Annotated in this window: 14 protein-coding genes; 7 read left to right on the forward strand and 7 right to left on the reverse strand. The window is 44.7% G+C overall.

All coding sequences use genetic code 11. From position 1 onward, the window contains the following. The first annotated feature begins 368 nt into the window (after positions 1-368). Entirely contained in the window at positions 369-1,718 is a 1,350-nt protein-coding gene (locus AB4Z45_RS06790; RefSeq protein ID WP_441908430.1) for a stalk domain-containing protein, read from the forward strand. A gap of 7 nt (positions 1,719-1,725) precedes the next feature. Here AB4Z45_RS06790 and kapB read toward each other — a convergent pair whose 3' ends face one another. Next, positions 1,726-2,121, reverse strand: a complete 396-nt coding sequence (gene kapB, locus AB4Z45_RS06795; protein WP_441908431.1) for a sporulation phosphorelay system protein KapB — start codon at positions 2,119-2,121, stop codon at positions 1,726-1,728. Between the two features lie 204 nt (positions 2,122-2,325). Between kapB and AB4Z45_RS06800 the strand changes: the two genes are divergently transcribed. The 3 genes from AB4Z45_RS06800 to AB4Z45_RS06810 all read left to right on the forward strand — a co-directional run bounded on the left by AB4Z45_RS06800 (position 2,326) and on the right by AB4Z45_RS06810 (position 5,983). After that, entirely contained in the window at positions 2,326-3,441 is a 1,116-nt protein-coding gene (locus AB4Z45_RS06800) for an MGDG synthase family glycosyltransferase (protein WP_076268925.1), read from the forward strand. 83 nt (positions 3,442-3,524) lie between these two features. Next, on the forward strand, positions 3,525-4,940 hold the full coding sequence (locus tag AB4Z45_RS06805; RefSeq protein WP_441908432.1) for an NAD-dependent malic enzyme: 1,416 nt from the start codon (positions 3,525-3,527) through the stop codon (positions 4,938-4,940). A 398-nt stretch (positions 4,941-5,338) separates the two neighbouring features. Continuing rightward, positions 5,339-5,983 carry a YqaA family protein gene (locus tag AB4Z45_RS06810; protein ID WP_441908433.1) on the forward strand — a complete coding sequence of 215 codons (645 nt, stop codon included), beginning with the start codon at positions 5,339-5,341 and terminating at the stop codon, positions 5,981-5,983. Positions 5,984-6,044: 61 nt separating this feature from the next. Here AB4Z45_RS06810 and AB4Z45_RS06815 read toward each other — a convergent pair whose 3' ends face one another. The 3 genes from AB4Z45_RS06815 to AB4Z45_RS06825 form a co-directional block, all read right to left on the reverse strand. Beyond that, positions 6,045-7,073 carry a C40 family peptidase gene (locus AB4Z45_RS06815; RefSeq protein ID WP_441908434.1) on the reverse strand — a complete coding sequence of 343 codons (1,029 nt, stop codon included), beginning with the start codon at positions 7,071-7,073 and terminating at the stop codon, positions 6,045-6,047. A gap of 337 nt (positions 7,074-7,410) precedes the next feature. After that, positions 7,411-8,316, reverse strand: coding sequence for a cation diffusion facilitator family transporter (locus tag AB4Z45_RS06820; protein WP_441908608.1), 906 nt, complete (start codon positions 8,314-8,316; stop codon positions 7,411-7,413). 239 nt (positions 8,317-8,555) lie between these two features. Beyond that, positions 8,556-9,554 carry an ABC transporter substrate-binding protein gene (locus AB4Z45_RS06825; RefSeq protein ID WP_441908435.1) on the reverse strand — a complete coding sequence of 333 codons (999 nt, stop codon included), beginning with the start codon at positions 9,552-9,554 and terminating at the stop codon, positions 8,556-8,558. Between the two features lie 197 nt (positions 9,555-9,751). Here AB4Z45_RS06825 and AB4Z45_RS06830 point away from each other — a divergent pair, with 197 nt between their 5' ends. The 3 genes from AB4Z45_RS06830 to AB4Z45_RS06840 are packed head-to-tail and all read left to right on the forward strand — an operon-like array spanning position 9,752 to position 12,674. Next, positions 9,752-10,759 carry a FecCD family ABC transporter permease gene (locus tag AB4Z45_RS06830; RefSeq protein ID WP_441908436.1) on the forward strand — a complete coding sequence of 336 codons (1,008 nt, stop codon included), beginning with the start codon at positions 9,752-9,754 and terminating at the stop codon, positions 10,757-10,759. A gap of 1 nt (position 10,760) precedes the next feature. Continuing rightward, positions 10,761-11,807 carry a FecCD family ABC transporter permease gene (locus tag AB4Z45_RS06835; RefSeq protein WP_441908437.1) on the forward strand — a complete coding sequence of 349 codons (1,047 nt, stop codon included), beginning with the start codon at positions 10,761-10,763 and terminating at the stop codon, positions 11,805-11,807. A gap of 51 nt (positions 11,808-11,858) precedes the next feature. Next, on the forward strand, positions 11,859-12,674 hold the full coding sequence (locus tag AB4Z45_RS06840; RefSeq protein ID WP_441908438.1) for an ABC transporter ATP-binding protein: 816 nt from the start codon (positions 11,859-11,861) through the stop codon (positions 12,672-12,674). Between the two features lie 76 nt (positions 12,675-12,750). Here AB4Z45_RS06840 and AB4Z45_RS06845 read toward each other — a convergent pair whose 3' ends face one another. The 3 genes from AB4Z45_RS06845 to AB4Z45_RS06855 form a co-directional block, all read right to left on the reverse strand. Continuing rightward, positions 12,751-14,406, reverse strand: a complete 1,656-nt coding sequence (locus AB4Z45_RS06845) for a glycoside hydrolase family 13 protein (RefSeq protein WP_441908609.1) — start codon at positions 14,404-14,406, stop codon at positions 12,751-12,753. A 90-nt stretch (positions 14,407-14,496) separates the two neighbouring features. After that, complete coding sequence (locus AB4Z45_RS06850; RefSeq protein ID WP_441908439.1) at positions 14,497-15,588, reverse strand: carbohydrate ABC transporter permease; 1,092 nt, start codon at positions 15,586-15,588, stop codon at positions 14,497-14,499. A 1-nt stretch (position 15,589) separates the two neighbouring features. Beyond that, positions 15,590-16,672, reverse strand: coding sequence for a carbohydrate ABC transporter permease (locus AB4Z45_RS06855; RefSeq protein ID WP_441908440.1), 1,083 nt, complete (start codon positions 16,670-16,672; stop codon positions 15,590-15,592). Positions 16,673-16,737 lie beyond the last annotated feature (65 nt).

The following is a 16,737-nucleotide window of genomic DNA, read 5'->3' on the forward strand; positions in this document are numbered from 1 at the left end:
AATTAAGCACCGATGAATACGCATTACGCTTCATTTTTGGCTTGTTTTATCATAGAATGGTAGTCAGCGAGGCACACCGGCCTGCTCCTTGACATTCCTAAGCTAAACAGAAACGTCTCTTATAGAGCGTTAACGTTTAATTGACCACACCCGGCCTTTACCGCGTCATAGCGATTATCCTGTTATTTTATCATTAGGCCCAAGCGGAATCAATTTAATATTTTCATAATAGTTTGCACTATTTTACTACTAATTCAATTATCGAACACTGTTTAGTTACCCGTTAGCTTCGATTCTCTGCGGAGTATCATCATAGCATACCCTGCAGTTTTTATTTCCTTTTATTTTAACAGAGGAGTGTGTACTTATTGTATAGCAAGTTTAGGAAAGCAGCGTTTCGCGCTGCATCGTCAGTATTGATAACTATCGTGCTTACAACCGGTATTTTCTCTCCACTAAGTATAAGCACTGCCGGGAATAACGCTCCTACTGCTCATGCTGCCTCTGTAGTTGACAAAAAGAAAGATGATCACACTTACCGCATCGTCGCGGTTGGTGATTCATTAACTGCCGGCTACGAATATGGCTTTACCGAACAATCCATTCCATATGGCTTCGTAGAGCATGTATACGAACAAGCTCTATTCCATGGACTTCGTGCAGAGTACATCAATTATGGGGTGCTAGGGCTCCGAACATCAGGATTAAAGCGATGGATTCAAGCTGTTGTGAGCGGTGCCAGCGTAAAAAGCTCTGATATTCAGAGCGGACTGCCCGATCCACGCGCAGAGCGAATATTTGCTGAAACATCGCTGCTCCGCTCTGCCTTAAGTGAAGCTGATCTAATCGTAATGACAATAGGCGGCAACGACTTGTATGCTGTTCTCGACAAGCTAAATAAGGGTGCCGATCATGCCGAGACGATAGCTGTGCTGGACAAGGCTTTGGACACTTACGAGACGGAGCTTGAGCCAGCTCTAAGATTGCTGCTTTCTCAGCAGCCAAATGCCCAAATCATTATCGCAGATCAATATCTGCCAATACCTCCTCCATTAAAGGTTGGATCGCTCATCTTTCCTCTTTACCCTGAGGCTGACCGGTTGTTTCTGAAGGATAGCATCAAGCAGCTCCGGGAACGTTTAAATCAGATAATCGAACGGCTTGTGAAAGAAGGATTTAATGTTAAAATCGCAAAAGTCTCATCTTCCTTCATAGATAATGAGCTAAGCTTTACTTCAATTGCAAAAGGGGACATACATCCTAGCAGGGCGGGTTATGCTGCAATGGGGAAATCCTTTTCGAAGGCCATTTGGGGAGATTATCGTATCGTTAAGCCAAGAGCAAAGGATAGCGAGGCTGCTCTTGCTATTGTCGTTAATGGAAAAGAAATGATTAGCGCAAATAAACCAATGGTTGTTCAAAATCGCACCTTCGTACCTCTACGGAGCATTGCAGACGCATTTGGCGCTGCCACCAAATGGAACGCCGCTGCGCAGACGGCAACTATAAAAGTTGCCGATAGAGCGGTGGATATAACGGTAGGACAATCCTCTTTCCGTGAAAACGGTACAGTTAAAGCACTAAATGCACCGCCTGCTTTCATCCATACCGTTGGCAAAGCAAGCACGTTATATGTTCCGCTTGCCGCTTTATCAGAAGGATTGCAATTCCAAGTGATTTATCGCGATACTCTAAAAACCGTCTTCATTAATAAATAATATAAGGCTATTTATATTCCTTTAAGAGCTGCTGCATTTGCTCCAAGCCTTTAGCCGCCCAGCGCTGCAGTCGATCCAGTGAAGCAATTTCGGCTTCTGCGGCAGCTCTTAAAGAATCGTTATACTCTGGAATAAGGCCTGTATGCCGCTTTACGTCACGCAGCAAAACATTTGTTTTTTCTGTAAAGCTTAGTGCACGACGCTCATGAAACATCGGCACGTCTGGATTATAAGGATTATGCAGGTCACCTTGCTCAGGATGCTTTAACACAGCTAATACCTTGACGAGAGCACGAGGCCCGTTAATTTCAACAAGCTCGCCTAGATAATGACCGGACCGGATTTCAGCTCTAACGTTATCCCCTATTTTCAAACTATCGTCAACCTGGTTATTACGTTCCATATTGAACCATCCTCACTTTATTATGTTATATTTGCTTGTAAAATATATGTAAATATAGTTGTCTACTTATTTACATATAATAATAATGTGTACATCTTCATTCTAGGATAATTTATCCACCACATTATTCGCAACCCTAGCGGATAAAACTTGTGTTAGTCGCACTTGCATCGTAATATGGAATTAGAAAAGTAGGTGGAATGAATGCGTAAGAAAAGAGTGCTTCTGCTCTCTGAAGGCTTTGGCTCTGGTCATACCCAAGCTGCCTATGCGCTCGCTGTCGGACTCAAGCAATTAAGTCCGGGGATTCAGACCCGCGTCATCGAGTTAGGAAATTTCCTTAATCCGGTGCTTGGTCCGTGGATTATATCTGCATATCGCAAAACGGTAAGCAAACAACCAAAGATGGTCGGTCTTATGTACCGCAGCAACTATAAGAAGTCGCTTAACCGCTTTACACAGCTTGCGCTTCATCGTGTGTTTTATACCCAAACGTCACAGGTCATATCCCAGCTGAAGCCAGAACTAATCGTATGCACCCATCCTGTACCGAATGCTGTCGTTGCTCGGCTCAAACGTCTAGGATTAGACATACGGTTATATACGCTTATTACAGACTATGATGCACATGGGTCATGGGTAAACCAAGAAGTCAATAAATACCTCGTTTCAAGCGAGCTTGTGAAAGAGCGGCTCATGGAAAAAGGGGTTACAACAGACCGAATTGAAGTAACAGGAATCCCTGTTCACCCCAACTTCTGGCATACATACGAGAAAGAAGAGATTAGAGAGCAATTTGATTTAAAAAACATGCCGACCGTACTCATAATGGGCGGCGGATGGGGAATTTTATACGAGGACAATGCCCTTGAATATATGACCAAATGGCGCGAAAGCACACAGCTCATTTACTGCGTTGGCTCAAACGAGAAGATGAAGGAAAAAATGCTTGCCGATCCCCTTTTTCAGCATCCGAACATTCGTATACTTGGCTTCACTCGCGAGGTGAACAAGCTGATGGATGTCTCCGATCTTCTAATTACGAAGCCTGGCGGCATGACCTGCACAGAAGGAATGAGCAAAGGAATTCCAATGCTGTTTTATGAGCCGATTCCTGGACAAGAAGAAGAGAACTGCGAATATTTCATCAATAACGGATTTGGAGAAATGCTCGATTCGAACGATACTGTCGATAAGTGGTTCAAGCTTATCCATGAGCCCTACGCTTCAGGCCAGTTTAGAGACAGCCTGCTTACCAAACGCAATCAACAATACGACCCCACGAGTTGTCCGAACGCCGTCCTGCGACTGATGCAGTGACGGTTTTCTTTTTAAAATAAGAATGAAGCATAAATTGTATGCCCTTATCCAAATAGTATAACTGATGAAGGGAGCTGTTTATTATGAGTTCGAAGATGACAGACGGAAAAACGATTATTTTGAGGTTGGAAATTGATACGAATCTTGCGCAGTTTGGCCGAGCAGCTACAGCAATCGAACAAGCCAAAGGCGATATTATCGCCATAGATGTCATACATACGGACAAAAACAAAAGCTTGCGCGATTTAACTGTGAAAATATCGGAGCACGGCGCAGCAGAACGGCTTACGACAGCGCTGAAATCTTTAGAAGGCATTCGGCTCGTTCATATATCCGACCGTACCTTCTTGCTTCATCTTGGAGGGAAAATTTCAATTCAGCCGAAAACGCCGATCCAAAACCGCGATGACTTGTCCCGTGTCTATACGCCGGATGTGGCTAGAGTATGCCAAGCGATCGCTGAAGAACCATCCAAAGCTTATACGCTTACCATAAAAAGAAATATGGTTGCCGTCGTTTCCGACGGGAGCGCGGTGCTTGGTCTCGGCAATATCGGTCCGTATGCAGCTATGCCAGTCATGGAAGGCAAAGCGATGCTGTTCAAGCAATTTGCCGATGTCGATGCGTTCCCGATCTGCCTCGATACGCAGGATACCGAAACCATCATTGCAACGATCAAAAACATTGCGCCTGCCTTTGGCGGCATCAACTTGGAGGATATTTCCTCCCCTCGCTGCTTTGAAATTGAACAAAGGTTAAAGCAGGAGCTTGATATCCCTGTCTTTCATGATGATCAGCATGGTACTGCGGTCGTATTATACGCAGGGCTGCTAAATGCGCTGAAGCTGACAAATCGCAGCCTCCAAGAGGCTCGCATCGTTATTTGCGGAATCGGGGCAGCAGGAACCGCTTGTACAAAAATGCTGATCGCCGGAGGAGCAAAACATATTATCGGTGTGGATCGGGCTGGGATATTGTCCGCTGACTGTGTTTATGACAACCCGATGTGGCAGTGGTATGCTAATCATACGAATCAAGAGCGAATCACAGGCGGTTTAGCTGAAGCGCTAAACGGCGCTGATGTTTTTATAGGCGTTTCGGCCGGCGGCATATTGACGCGAGAGCATATTACGACGATGGCAAAAGATCCAATCGTTTTCGCAATGGCGAATCCAGAGCCCGAAATACGCCCTGAACTAGCTGAGGATATCGTCGCTGTTTTTGCTACGGGGAGATCGGATTATCCTAATCAGATTAACAATGTCCTCTGCTTTCCGGGAATTTTCCGTGGAGCGCTCGATAGCCGCGCTGCTACGATTAATGAAGAAATGAAGCTTGCGGCAGCGGAAGCCATTGCCTCCGTTATAAGCGATGAAGAACTGAGCCCTATGTATATCGTTCCTAGCGTATTCAACACGAGAGTCGTTGAGGAAGTACGGCGACGCGTCATACAGGCTGCACAGCAAAGCGGTGTCTCTCGCCGTCAAATTCGGGAGTAGCTGCAGCTCTATTTTTTGTAGTAATCTTCGCTCGTTTACGGCTCCCGTAACGGGCTTTTTTTTATTTCTAACAACGTAAATGTCTCTAAATCATCAATAATCATAAGAATTGTAAATGCTTGGGGGAATATTCTGAAAAAGACGTTGAAACCTGTAAGCAGGTTATCACGTATTCGTTCTTAAGCACTTGGTCTAGAGGAACTAGAGAAGCGGAGATGAAACACATGACAAGTATCATCTTCTTAAGCGAAAAAATTATGCTATAATTAAAATATCAAGCGCTAAAGCGCTTTTTCAACAAGCTGCAGCATATGTTAGCATAAGTGGAATTTACACACGGTATATTTCGTAAAAGCAGGCTTTATGTGCAGGTTAGTTGATGGAAAGGGAGCCTGGTAATGTTTCAAGCCGTAGTCGATTTTTTAAAGGATTTCGGTCCACTCGGATTGTTTATTCATTCGTTTCTAGACGCAGTTATATTTCCCATTCCTGCTTTTTTTCTTCAAGTCTCATTAAGCATACTCAATCCATCTACAGCATTATGGCTGGCCACTGTGGGCTATATCGCCTGCCTCCTAGGTACACCTGTCGGGTATTATTTGGGAAAGATTATGGGCAAATCCGTTCTATATAAATTTCTAAAAAAAGAATGGATCGATGCCGCTACGGATAAGTTTCAGAAAAATGGCGAAGCAGCCATTCTTATCGGCTCTTTCACACCTATTCCATTCAAAGTATTTACAATATTGTCTGGTTGCTTAAATTTCCCTCTTTGGAGATTAATCGGTTACGCAGCAATTGGCCGGGGCTTAAAGTTCTATATTGTTGGATCATTATTTTATTTCTACGGACGCGCTGCGGAAAGCATGGTTAAGGATGTTTCCTTGTATATTTTTTTAGGAGCCGTGCCTATTCTCATTGTTTATCTTTTACTTCGCAAGAGACGTAACAAGAAGAAAGCGCTCAAGGACAAAGAAGCTGAAGCAGTCCAGAACGAACAAATTAAACATAACGATAATGCGAAAATTCAAATAGATTCATAAGCAATTTCATACAGATGTAAAAAAGCCAGTTAGGATTAAATCCTAACTGGCTTTTTTGAGGTTACAACGCGCTTCCACCAAACAGAATACGATACTCCCAATGGGTACCTTCAATACTGCTGACGGTAACGCCGCCCCCCTCTTTCGAATACGTATGCAATACTTTGCCGTCTCCCAAATAAATACCGTCATGAGTAATCGTAGCTTTAGATTTATCAATGCCATTATAGGCTGATGCCTTCGTTCCTTTATAGGACATAAAGAATACGATATCACCGCGTTTCAACTGCTTCCAGTTGGTCGTAATAGAACCTTTATCCTTTACGTACTGACCTTGCTGACGAGAGTCAGCAGGGAGCTTCAGAGAGACGCCATCAAGAAAGGCTTGTCTCACAAAATCGGAGCAATCAAAAGTTGTCGTCGTGTTGCGATCAGAGCTGTATTCATAAGGGGTGCCTAAATACTTCATCCCTGCAGCTATGATTTTCTCAACCTGCTTATCTTTTGATACATCAGGATTCGTAACTGTTCCGCCCCCGTTGCCGCCCGTGTTCCCCCCAGTATTCCCACCAGGAATAGTCCCAGTTACTTTCAAGTAGGAAGAATCTGTGCTTACATAGCCGCGAACACCGTTGCCATCCTTCACTTCATACCAATAGCTGTTTGTCTTTTCTACGATAGTTACCTGCTCGCCTTTCTTCAAATAACGAATGCGTTCACCCGATGTCGATGCCGCCTTTCGGAAAGAAACAGACGATAGAGCGACTGCATTGCCGTCTTGTGCAGGAACCGAGGTTTGAAGCTCAATATACTGCGATGAGGTTGATATGTAACCTTGCTTACCTGAAGAATCTGCTACTTTATACCAATATGAATTAACTTTCTCCATCACAGTAATTTGTTCGCCTTTCTTTAAACTGCGAATAATGGATGCTGATGTGGAAGGTGATGTGCGCATATTTACGCTCGATTGTACCTCTGCTGCTTGTGTTGTCTGAGCTGCCAGCGCTGCTGGAACTGAAAGTGAACTAAACAATAAAGCTGCCGTTAACGTTGCTGTTGCCATCCTTTTTTTCATGCTGTGTTGCAATCCTTACGCCTCCTTGGTGTGTAAACAGTTTAAGTTTCACGGTTCTGCTTCATTGTAAATTCGATTAGATTAGACAAGTATCGACCAAAAAGCCTATTTAACCCCTCTTTGTAATAGGTTTTAAGAACCATAAAATCGTCGTATGTACACAAAAAAAAGACATCCTAATTAAAAGGATGCCTTAGTACCTAGTTAGGCTTGAAATTCACTCCATCACTGCAACTAAATTGTATGATTTTCATGTAAAGAGTAGGTCTTTTGGCAGAATCAGCCTTTCATGCCATTTGAACCATAAATTTTGGTTTTGAACTCATTTGGCAACAATTACCGATTGGATTTAATGATTTTCCGGCTTGTTTGACCCTGTATTCTCGATTAGCTCATCGGGCTCAACGTGAACATGTATGCTCATTATGTTATGCTTCCTGCTCATTCGACGCTCGATTTCGTCACTTATTTGATGGCTTTCGATCAATGTAAGCTCGGGATCAACCTGAACGATTACATCGACAAGTACATGACTGCCATGTACTCTAGCTTTAATATCCTTAATCGATTTAACACCTTTCGTTTTGGCAATTGTTGAACGTAGAGAGGACAGCTCATTCTCATCAAAGCCGTCCGTAAGCGCATGCGTAGAGCTATAAAAGATTTCCCAAGCCGTTTTACATATGATAATACCTACAGCTATTGCCGCTACAGGATCAAGCCATGGCAAGCCAAATTGTGATCCTATAATACCGATAGCTGCACCTATGCTCACAAGAGCATCTGACAAGTTATCCTTAGCCGCCGCTAATAAAGCCTGATTGTTAATTCGGAGGGCCAGCCTTCGATTATAAATATAAACCCCGCCCATACATGCCGCTGCAAAGAGCGCAATCCATGCTGTCATTAGATTAGGTATATGATGATTAGCAGCAAACAAGGATTTTACCGCACTGATTAATACTTGGATGCCCACCGTCGCCATAATGAACGAAGCGATAAGTGCTGCAATGGTCTCCGCTCGAAAATGTCCGTATGGATGATCCTTATCCGGCGGCTTCTGTGAAATTCGTAATCCAATCAGTACGGCTACTGACGCAACAATATCCGTAAGGTTATTATAGCCGTCTGCAACGAGTGCTCCAGATACGAACCAGTAGCCTGCTACGAGCTTGATGGCGGATAATCCCAAATAAGCGCCTATACTGACCCAAGCACCCTTCTCGCCCTGTTTAATCTCATCATACTGATTCAGCTTAAATACCCCCAAGCAATAAAAGTATGTATTTTAAAACCATCCAAATAACCTATCGGTATCATAACGGAACGCACCCGAGTGGGTCTAGAGAAACAGTGTTTACCGGCTGCGCACTTTTATGCACCCATGCAACAATCCAGTGTATCGATTCGAACGGTCATATCCTAATTAACTTACCCGTTATTATAAGAAAAAAACAGCCGGTATAAGAACCGGCTGCTTTAAAATTCGACTATTTAGTTAATTTCATAAATCTTATAAAGTTCATCAAGCATTAGATTAGCTGCAATGACGCCGCCGGCTGTATTCCAGATCGCATCGCTCACTCTAATCGCTTTATTATTTTTTACAACTTGAAGGCTTTGCCACAATGGATCCTTCAACATCTCTTCTTCCATCTTCGTTCCTTTGCCATCACCCGTTTCATAAGTGAAGTAGAACAACATGTCAGCATCTACTTCCGGCAAACGTTCTTTCGTAATTTCCTCAACGAATGTATCTTTATATTTTTGATTGTCTGGACGTGTAATTCCAAGCTTCGAGAATGCAATCCCTGTAAAAGTATCCTCTAAGTAAATACGCGTTTTGCCTGCCATAAACCGAACGACTGACACCTTCTGGTTGAGCTTGTCGCCAGCTTTACTTTTAAAGTCTGCTGCACGGTTGTCATATTCGGCAATGATTTTTTCGCCATCAGCTTTTTTGCCGATCGTATCAGCATATAGCATGAAATTAGACTGCCAAGCACCACGAAGCGTTTCAGAAAACACAGTAGGTGCAATAGCCTTAAGTTGATCATAAACTTTCTCTTGGCGCAGTTTATTGCCAATAATAAGATCCGGTTTTAGGCTTGCAATCAGCTCGATGTTAGGCTGACTCTCTTCACCTACAACGGTAACACCTTCCATATCCGCTTTTATGTGGTCATACCATGGGTCGCCTGTCCAAGATTTCACTGCGCCTACCGGTTTAATGCCAAGTGCCAGCAACGCTTCTGTTCCTTCGTTAGATAATACGACGATACGAGTTGGATTACCTTCTATTTTTGTCTCGCCCATTGCATGCGTAATTACTCTCGTGTTTTCTGTCTTCGACGCGTTCTTTCCTTCTGTCGCCGATGATTTGCCTTCGTTATTTTTTGAACCGGATTGGCCGCATCCCGAAACAATAACGGCTAGTGCAAGCAATAGGGCGGATGCTGTCCAAGTAAATTTCTTCGTTAATACATAAGACATTTTTTTCTCCCCTTCATGTTGAAAATCATTCTCAGTTTTATTACAAACGAAACTATACCAGCCATATAAAACAAAGTCAATAACCGTTGATAATGATTTTCAACTTCATTGACACTATGTACATGATCCCCTAAAATGTTTTAGTAGTCCTAAATCATGAATACCCTTCACAATTGACATCAAGGAAAGAGGAAATTATGAGTACATTATTACATACACGAGCCCAGAAAATAATAGGGCTGATCGCCGGCTTGCTCCTCTTTGCTGCTGGTATCGTTTGCAGCATCGCTTTTGGAGTAACGAATATTAGCTGGCGCACGATTTTAGCTTCATTTACCGCATTTGATGGCTCTCAGGAGCAGCTCATCATTCAAACGGCAAGAGTGCCGCGCGCGTTTATCGCAGCCGCAGTCGGAGCGAGTCTAGCTGTAGCAGGCTCACTCATGCAGGGAATTACCCGCAATCAGCTTGCTTCTCCGAGCATATTCGGCGTGAATTCAGGAGCCGCTTTCTTCATCGTCATCGGCTCTGCCTTTTTCGGAGCTAGCGGCATGACGACTTTTGCAACTCTGGCGTTTGTAGGAGCAGCCTTTACAGTGACTCTCGTTTACTCGCTTGGCTCGATTGGCAACGATGGTCTGACACCGCTCAAGGTTACGCTTGCCGGCGCTGCTATGACTGCTTTTTTCTCTTCACTCACGCTGGGTGTATTGCTTACAAGCGGTCAGACGTTTGATCAGGTGCTTTATTGGTTTGTCGGCTCCGTCTCAGGACGCGACATGAACATCTTTACAGCCGCTGCTCCATATATGGGTATTGCCTTGATAGCGGCCATCGTGCTTGCAAGACATATGAACGTGCTGGCGCTTGGAGAAGATGTTGCTGTTGGATTAGGTCAAAAAACCGTCTATATCAAATTAGCAGCTGGAATCATTATTGTCCTTCTAGCAGGCGGCTCGGTCTCTATGGCTGGTCCTATAGCTTTCGTTGGCATTATTATTCCTCATCTAATGCGTTATTTAGTTGGCATTGACTATCGTTGGGTTATTCCATACTGCGCGGTGTTTGGCGGCATATTGTTGATTGCTGCTGATATCGGATCAAGATATATTTCATTTCCGAAGGAAGTTCCCGTGGGAATCATGACAGCGATTATTGGTGTTCCTTTCTTCGTGTTTATCGCTAGAAGAGGAGGCCAATCCTAATATGAATAAATGGATCACACTCAGGGGCCGCAAGCACTCCTTTCAACTTGACCGCCGAACGTTAATGGTGATCGTTATGTTGCTAATTGCCAATTTAGCAGCAGTCGTCATTTGTGTTGGGCTTGGCAGCAAAACCATTAATCCTATCGATGTCTTACTTACTTTTGTGGGAGAAGGTGATTCGTCAGATGTGATGATTATTTTTTCACTTCGTCTGCCACGCGTGTTGATTGCTGTAATGGTAGGCTCAGCACTCGCTGTTTCAGGGGCGCTGCTGCAAGGTATTGTGCGCAATCCTTTGACATCTCCCGACATTATCGGCATCACGGGCGGAGCCTCTCTTGGAACCGTTATATTCATTTTATATTTTTCGCATATTAGCATCCGGTTCATGCCGATCAGTGCTGTTATTGGAGCTTTTGCCGCTGCGTTCCTTATTTATTTATTTGCTTACCGAAAAGGAATCACGCCGCTCAGGCTCGTCCTAATTGGGATCGGAATGGCTACCGCATTAACTGCGGTTACCTACATGCTTATCCTTACGTCATCCTTCACGCCTACTGCGGTAGCCGTCAAAGCCTTTACTTTTATGACTGGCAGCATCTACGGTGTTTCATGGGACAGAGACTTTTGGACTTTGCTTCCTTGGCTTGTCGTTTTGTTTCCAATTGCGCTTATCTACGCTCGGCATCTTAATGTCCAGGAGCTTGGCGATGAGGTTGCTATAAGCGTAGGCAGCTCCGTCCAAATCAAAAGAACGATACTGCTCATCATCAGCGTTGCGCTCGCAGGTGTTGCGGTTGCTATAGGTGGTGCCATTAATTTCATCGGGCTTATGGCGCCTCATATTGCTCGGAAGCTTGTTGGCCCGTCTTATGGAGGTGTAATACCTGTGTCCGCTTTAATAGGGTCGCTCGTATTGCTGCTCTCTGACCTTATCGCAAGAACTGCATTCCTTCCGCTAGATATTCCAGCCGGTGTCTTTACTGCAGCGATAGGTGCACCGTTCTTTATCTATTTATTGTATCGCCATCGCAACCGATCATAACGCACTGTGCGTTTTTAATTAAACAATAATAAGCAAAGGGGAGAGATTATCGTGTCCTCCATTCAAGCGAAAAATCTTACGTTATCCTACGGACAAAAAGCGATTTTCAATAATCTTGATTTGCTGATCCCTCCCGGCAAGATCACAGTATTCATTGGCAGCAACGGCTGCGGCAAGTCAACGCTGCTCCGTTCCCTTGCCCGCCTTTTAAAGCCGCAAGAAGGCTCTATTCTTATTGATGGCCATGAGATTGCCAAACTCTCGAGCAAGGAAATCGCAAGGCGCCTAGCGATCTTGCCTCAAGGTCCAATCGCACCGGAAGGCTTAACCGTCCATCAGCTCGTCAAGCAAGGCCGTTATCCTTATCAAAGCTGGCTGCAGCAATGGTCGCATGAAGACGAGAAGATGGTCAAAAAAGCGCTTGAAGTGACGCATATGGACGAGCTGTCCTCGCGCTCACTGGACTCGCTATCCGGTGGTCAACGTCAACGTGCTTGGATTGCAATGACGCTAGCCCAAAACACGCCGACTATATTGCTAGATGAGCCGACAACCTATTTGGATATGGCCCATCAGATCGAAATTCTTGATTTGCTTTTTGATTTAAACGAGCAGGAGAATCGTACGATTGTGATGGTGCTGCATGACATTAACCTAGCTTGCCGTTATGCTGACCATATTGTAGCTGTGAAAGACGGCCAAATACATGCGCAGGGCAAACCGGAAGCCATTATGAACGAACAGCTAATACGCACCGTGTTTGATATGGAATGCCAAATCACAGCAGATCCCATATTCGGCACACCCCTTTGCATCCCTTACGGGAAAGGCCGCAAGCTGCCATTAAAGCAAGAAAGCGTTCTTTAAGCGCATAACAAAAAAAATGGTGGGGCAGGGTTTCTTCTGCTCCACCATTTCTTTATAATCGCACGCTCACGCTGAGTTAGGTGATTACTTCATAGATTCGCGCTTCAAATGGCCTCAGCTCAATGCTTCGCCCTTCGTCATCCCAAGTGCTTAATGTATTCTCATACGTACCAAGCACCAGCTTCAGCTTCAAAGCTTCCTCTCCAAAAAAAGAATCCGAAAATGTAAAGGTTCGGGCTTCTTCTCCGTGATTCAAAAGCACAACCCATTCGGTTCCCTCCAGCTCTCGAACATAAACATATAGATTCGGATCATCTTCACTTATATCTGTAAAGTCGCCATAAACCATGACTGGATTGCTCTTTCTAAGCGCAATGAGCTTCCGATAAAAAGCTAATACCGAATTTGGATCTTTTTCCGCTTGTTCTACATTAATCTCTTCATAATTTGGATTAACCTTTATCCATGGCTCGGCGCTGCCAAAACCTGCATTAAGCTCCGTATTCCATTGCATTGGCGTTCTGGAGTTATCCCGGCTAAGCGGCTGCAAAGAACGAAACACTGCCGCAGGATCTTTGCCTTTGCCGACTTCCTCCACATATCTGTTAATCATAGCAATATCTTTATAATCGCCGATCGTTTCATACCTTACGCCTGTCATACCGATTTCTTCGCCTTGATAAATGTATGGAATGCCTGGAAGCGTATGGACCATCGTAGCAAGCAGCTTAGCTGATTCCTCGCGGAATTCCTCGTCATTCCCATAACGAGATACTTGCCGCGTATGATCATGGTTATTTAGAAACTGCGAGCCAAACCCTCGGCCAGCCAAAGCCTCCGCCCACTGCTTCTGGATGCGCTTGTAACGAACCATATCCCATTCCGGCATTTCATCCGCAACTTCAAAATGGAACAGCGTATTCAGCTCCATACGCTCCTCTTCAACGAACAAAGGACCTGTCTCCGGTGTTGCGAACGCAATTTCACCGACCGTCATCATATCGTAATGCCGGAAAACCTCACGGTTCATTTCCTGCAAATAATCATGCAGTCCCGGATTATGTGTTAAATATCTGATGTCATGTGGATCTTCTACATCGCTGAAGCTGTTTGGCTTAGAAAGCAACGCCAGAGCGTCGAGCCGCAGCCCGTCTACTCCTTTATCCAGCCAGAAACGCAGCATGTTGTAGATTTCCATTCTCATTTCTTTGTTTGCCCAGTTTAAATCCGGCTGCTCGATCGCAAAGGAATGCATATAATATTGCCCTGTCGTCTCATCGAGTTCCCAGCTGGAAGGGTTAAAATAAGAACGCCAATTCGTAGGCGGCTCGCCCTCTCTACCATCCTGCCAAATATACCAATCTCGCTTCGGATTATTGATCGAGGAACGAGATTCGATGAACCAAGGATGATGATTCGATGTATGATTAACGACGACGTCCATCATCAGCTTCATGCCTCTTGCATGCGTCTCCGCAACGAGCTGATCAAAGTCCTCCATCGTACCTGCCTTTTTCATTACCGTATAATAGTCGGACACATCGTAACCATTGTCCTTGTCTGGGGATTCATTAAATGGATTAATCCAGACCATTGTCACACCTAACGATTGAATATAATCCAGCTTTTCAATAACACCTCGAAGATCACCAATACCATCCCCGTTTGTATCTTTAAAGCTGCGCCAATAAACCTGATAAACAACGGATTCCTTCCACCAAGCCGGTTTTATCTGCATTCTAATCTCTCCTTCTCTCTATACAAAACAAATGGCGCGCGAGGGGACACCGTGTCCAGACGCTGCGCCATTCTTTTGCTGCTGTTACCCTTTGATGGAGCCGCCAAGCATCCCGCGTACAAAGTATTTTTGAAGTGCAAAAAATACGGTGAGCGGCATGAGCATCGAAACAAATGCTGCTGCCGTAAGCAAGTGCCAGTCATTGCCTCTGGAGCCTACCATGTTTGCAATATTCATTGACAATACTTGCACTTCAGGCTGGCTTCCGAGAAATATAAGGGATATCAAATAATCATTCCATACCCATAAAAATTGGAATATGCTGATCGATGCTAGTGCAGGGACGGATAGCGGCAGGATGAGCCTGCTGAAAATCGTAAAGTTCGTTGCCCCGTCCATAAATGCCGATTCGAACAAATCCTTGGGCAGCTGACTAATTGATGTGTACATGAAATATGTGATCAATGGCAAACCAAACGCCGTATGTGCAAGCCAAATTCCAAAGTATGTGCCGTTCAGTCCAAGCGATGTATAATCGCGCAAAATCGGAATGAGCGCTACCTGCAAAGGCACGACAAGCAAAGCGATAACAATGACAAACAATGTCTTTCTCCCTGGGAACTTAAGCCAAGCAAAAGCATAAGCTGCAAAGGATGCGATGAAAATCGGAATTACGGTAGCTGGTACTGTAACCGCAATCGTATTCCAGAAGGAACGCGACATACCGCTGCCCTTCTCTGTCTTGGTCGTACCATCTGGCATCGTGATGGAATACGTTTTTCCACCCAGCACCGTCTCATAGTTCTGTGTTGTAAAATTTGAAATAATCGTCCACTGCTTATCCTGTACATTCAGAAGTCTAGCTCTCCGGTTTTCCCAAATCAATCGTTCACCGTTAAGCTCCACACCCGCACGCAGCTGATCATCGGTAAACGTAGCTCCATTCACCTTAATTGGCTCACGAAGATCGGTGTCCTTGGGCAGCTGAATTTGCTCTGTTGTGCTCCAATCCCGATGAGGCAGTATATTCCACCAGCCTGTAGATAATATATCTGCTGCAGGCCGGAAAGAGGAAACGAGCAGACCGAGCGTCGGGATGGTCCAAATGAGACATATGACAGCTAGCACTGTATTCACGAGCCACTTGGACTTACGGGATTTTTTGTTCCTGCTCATATTAGAACCCTCCTTCTCTACGGAACTGCCGCAGATTGATTATGATGACTGGAATGACAGCAACGAGAAGCACAATGGCTAAGGTTGAACCATAACCAGCATTTTGGTACATAAACAGCTGGCGATAGAACTGTGTTGCCACAACGTCCGTCTCATATTGTCCGCCTGTCATGATCATTACAACGTCGAAGATTTTGAGTGTAAACACAATAATCGTTGTTGTAACGGACAACAAAGTTCCCGCAATGTAAGGAATCATGATTTTGAAAAAAATGCGAACCTCGCCTGCGCCATCCATCCGAGCGGCCTCCAGCATATCCTCTGGGATGCTCTTAATCGCAGCTGAGAAAATAACCATCGCAAAACCTGTTTGCATCCAAATGAGAATAACGATAAGGAACAGGTTATTCCACGGCTGAATCATACTGAGCCACGCCTGCGGTTCCCCGCCAAATTTCACGACGATCGCATTCAGCAGACCAATTTGCTCATTGCCTGGCTGATAGTAATAAATAAATTTCCAGATAACGCCTGCCGCTACGAACGAAATCGCCATCGGCATAAATATGAGACCCTTAGCCAGCTTCTCGAAGCTGCTTCGATCGGCAAGTATCGCAATTAAAAGACCTAAGCTAACACAAGCCAGTGTGCCAAAGAACACCCAAAGCAAGTTGTTGCGCAGCGCCATGATGAGAAGGCGGTCCGTAAATACAGCTACATAGTTGGCGAAACCGACAAAATTGACCGAGCCGGCATCAAAAAAGCTTAAGTATAGCGTCCGCAATGTCGGAAAGACAAGCAGCCAACCAAGCAGCAGCACCGCTGGGCCAACAAATACAAAAGGCAATATTCTCCGCTTCCATTGATCCGGATACTTCTCAACTACCCAGTTAAACGAATAGTAAATCGAATAAATACCAACTGCTCCCCATATGACTGCAAACACCGCATTGAGGATAGGCGGAAGGTTGGAGTCGCGAAAAAGTATAAATATGCCCCCGTGAATGACAATATTGATAACTGGCACGAGTATGGATAACAACAGTAGCCGCAGAGCATTGCCTTTCCTAGCCTGTAATTCCATATGAATCCTCCTCCAAGGTTTGTAAAACAAACCTTTCTTCGTAAGCATAAACTTAGGTTTGCGAA

The sequence above is a fragment of the Paenibacillus sp. MCAF9 genome, assembly GCF_052114265.1.
Taxonomy (GTDB): Bacteria; Bacillota; Bacilli; order Paenibacillales; family Paenibacillaceae; genus Pristimantibacillus.

Coding starts and splice junctions, on each gene's coding strand:
- AB4Z45_RS06825 (WP_441908435.1), bottom strand. CDS start 9,554: ATGTCTTATGTATTAACGAAGAAATTTACTTGGACAGCATCCGCCCTA.
- AB4Z45_RS06800 (WP_076268925.1), top strand. CDS start 2,326: ATGCGTAAGAAAAGAGTGCTTCTGCTCTCTGAAGGCTTTGGCTCTGGT.
- kapB (WP_441908431.1), bottom strand. CDS start 2,121: ATGGAACGTAATAACCAGGTTGACGATAGTTTGAAAATAGGGGATAAC.
- AB4Z45_RS06830 (WP_441908436.1), top strand. CDS start 9,752: ATGAGTACATTATTACATACACGAGCCCAGAAAATAATAGGGCTGATC.
- AB4Z45_RS06850 (WP_441908439.1), bottom strand. CDS start 15,588: ATGAGCAGGAACAAAAAATCCCGTAAGTCCAAGTGGCTCGTGAATACA.
- AB4Z45_RS06835 (WP_441908437.1), top strand. CDS start 10,761: ATGAATAAATGGATCACACTCAGGGGCCGCAAGCACTCCTTTCAACTT.
- AB4Z45_RS06855 (WP_441908440.1), bottom strand. CDS start 16,672: ATGGAATTACAGGCTAGGAAAGGCAATGCTCTGCGGCTACTGTTGTTA.
- AB4Z45_RS06810 (WP_441908433.1), top strand. CDS start 5,339: ATGTTTCAAGCCGTAGTCGATTTTTTAAAGGATTTCGGTCCACTCGGA.
- AB4Z45_RS06805 (WP_441908432.1), top strand. CDS start 3,525: ATGAGTTCGAAGATGACAGACGGAAAAACGATTATTTTGAGGTTGGAA.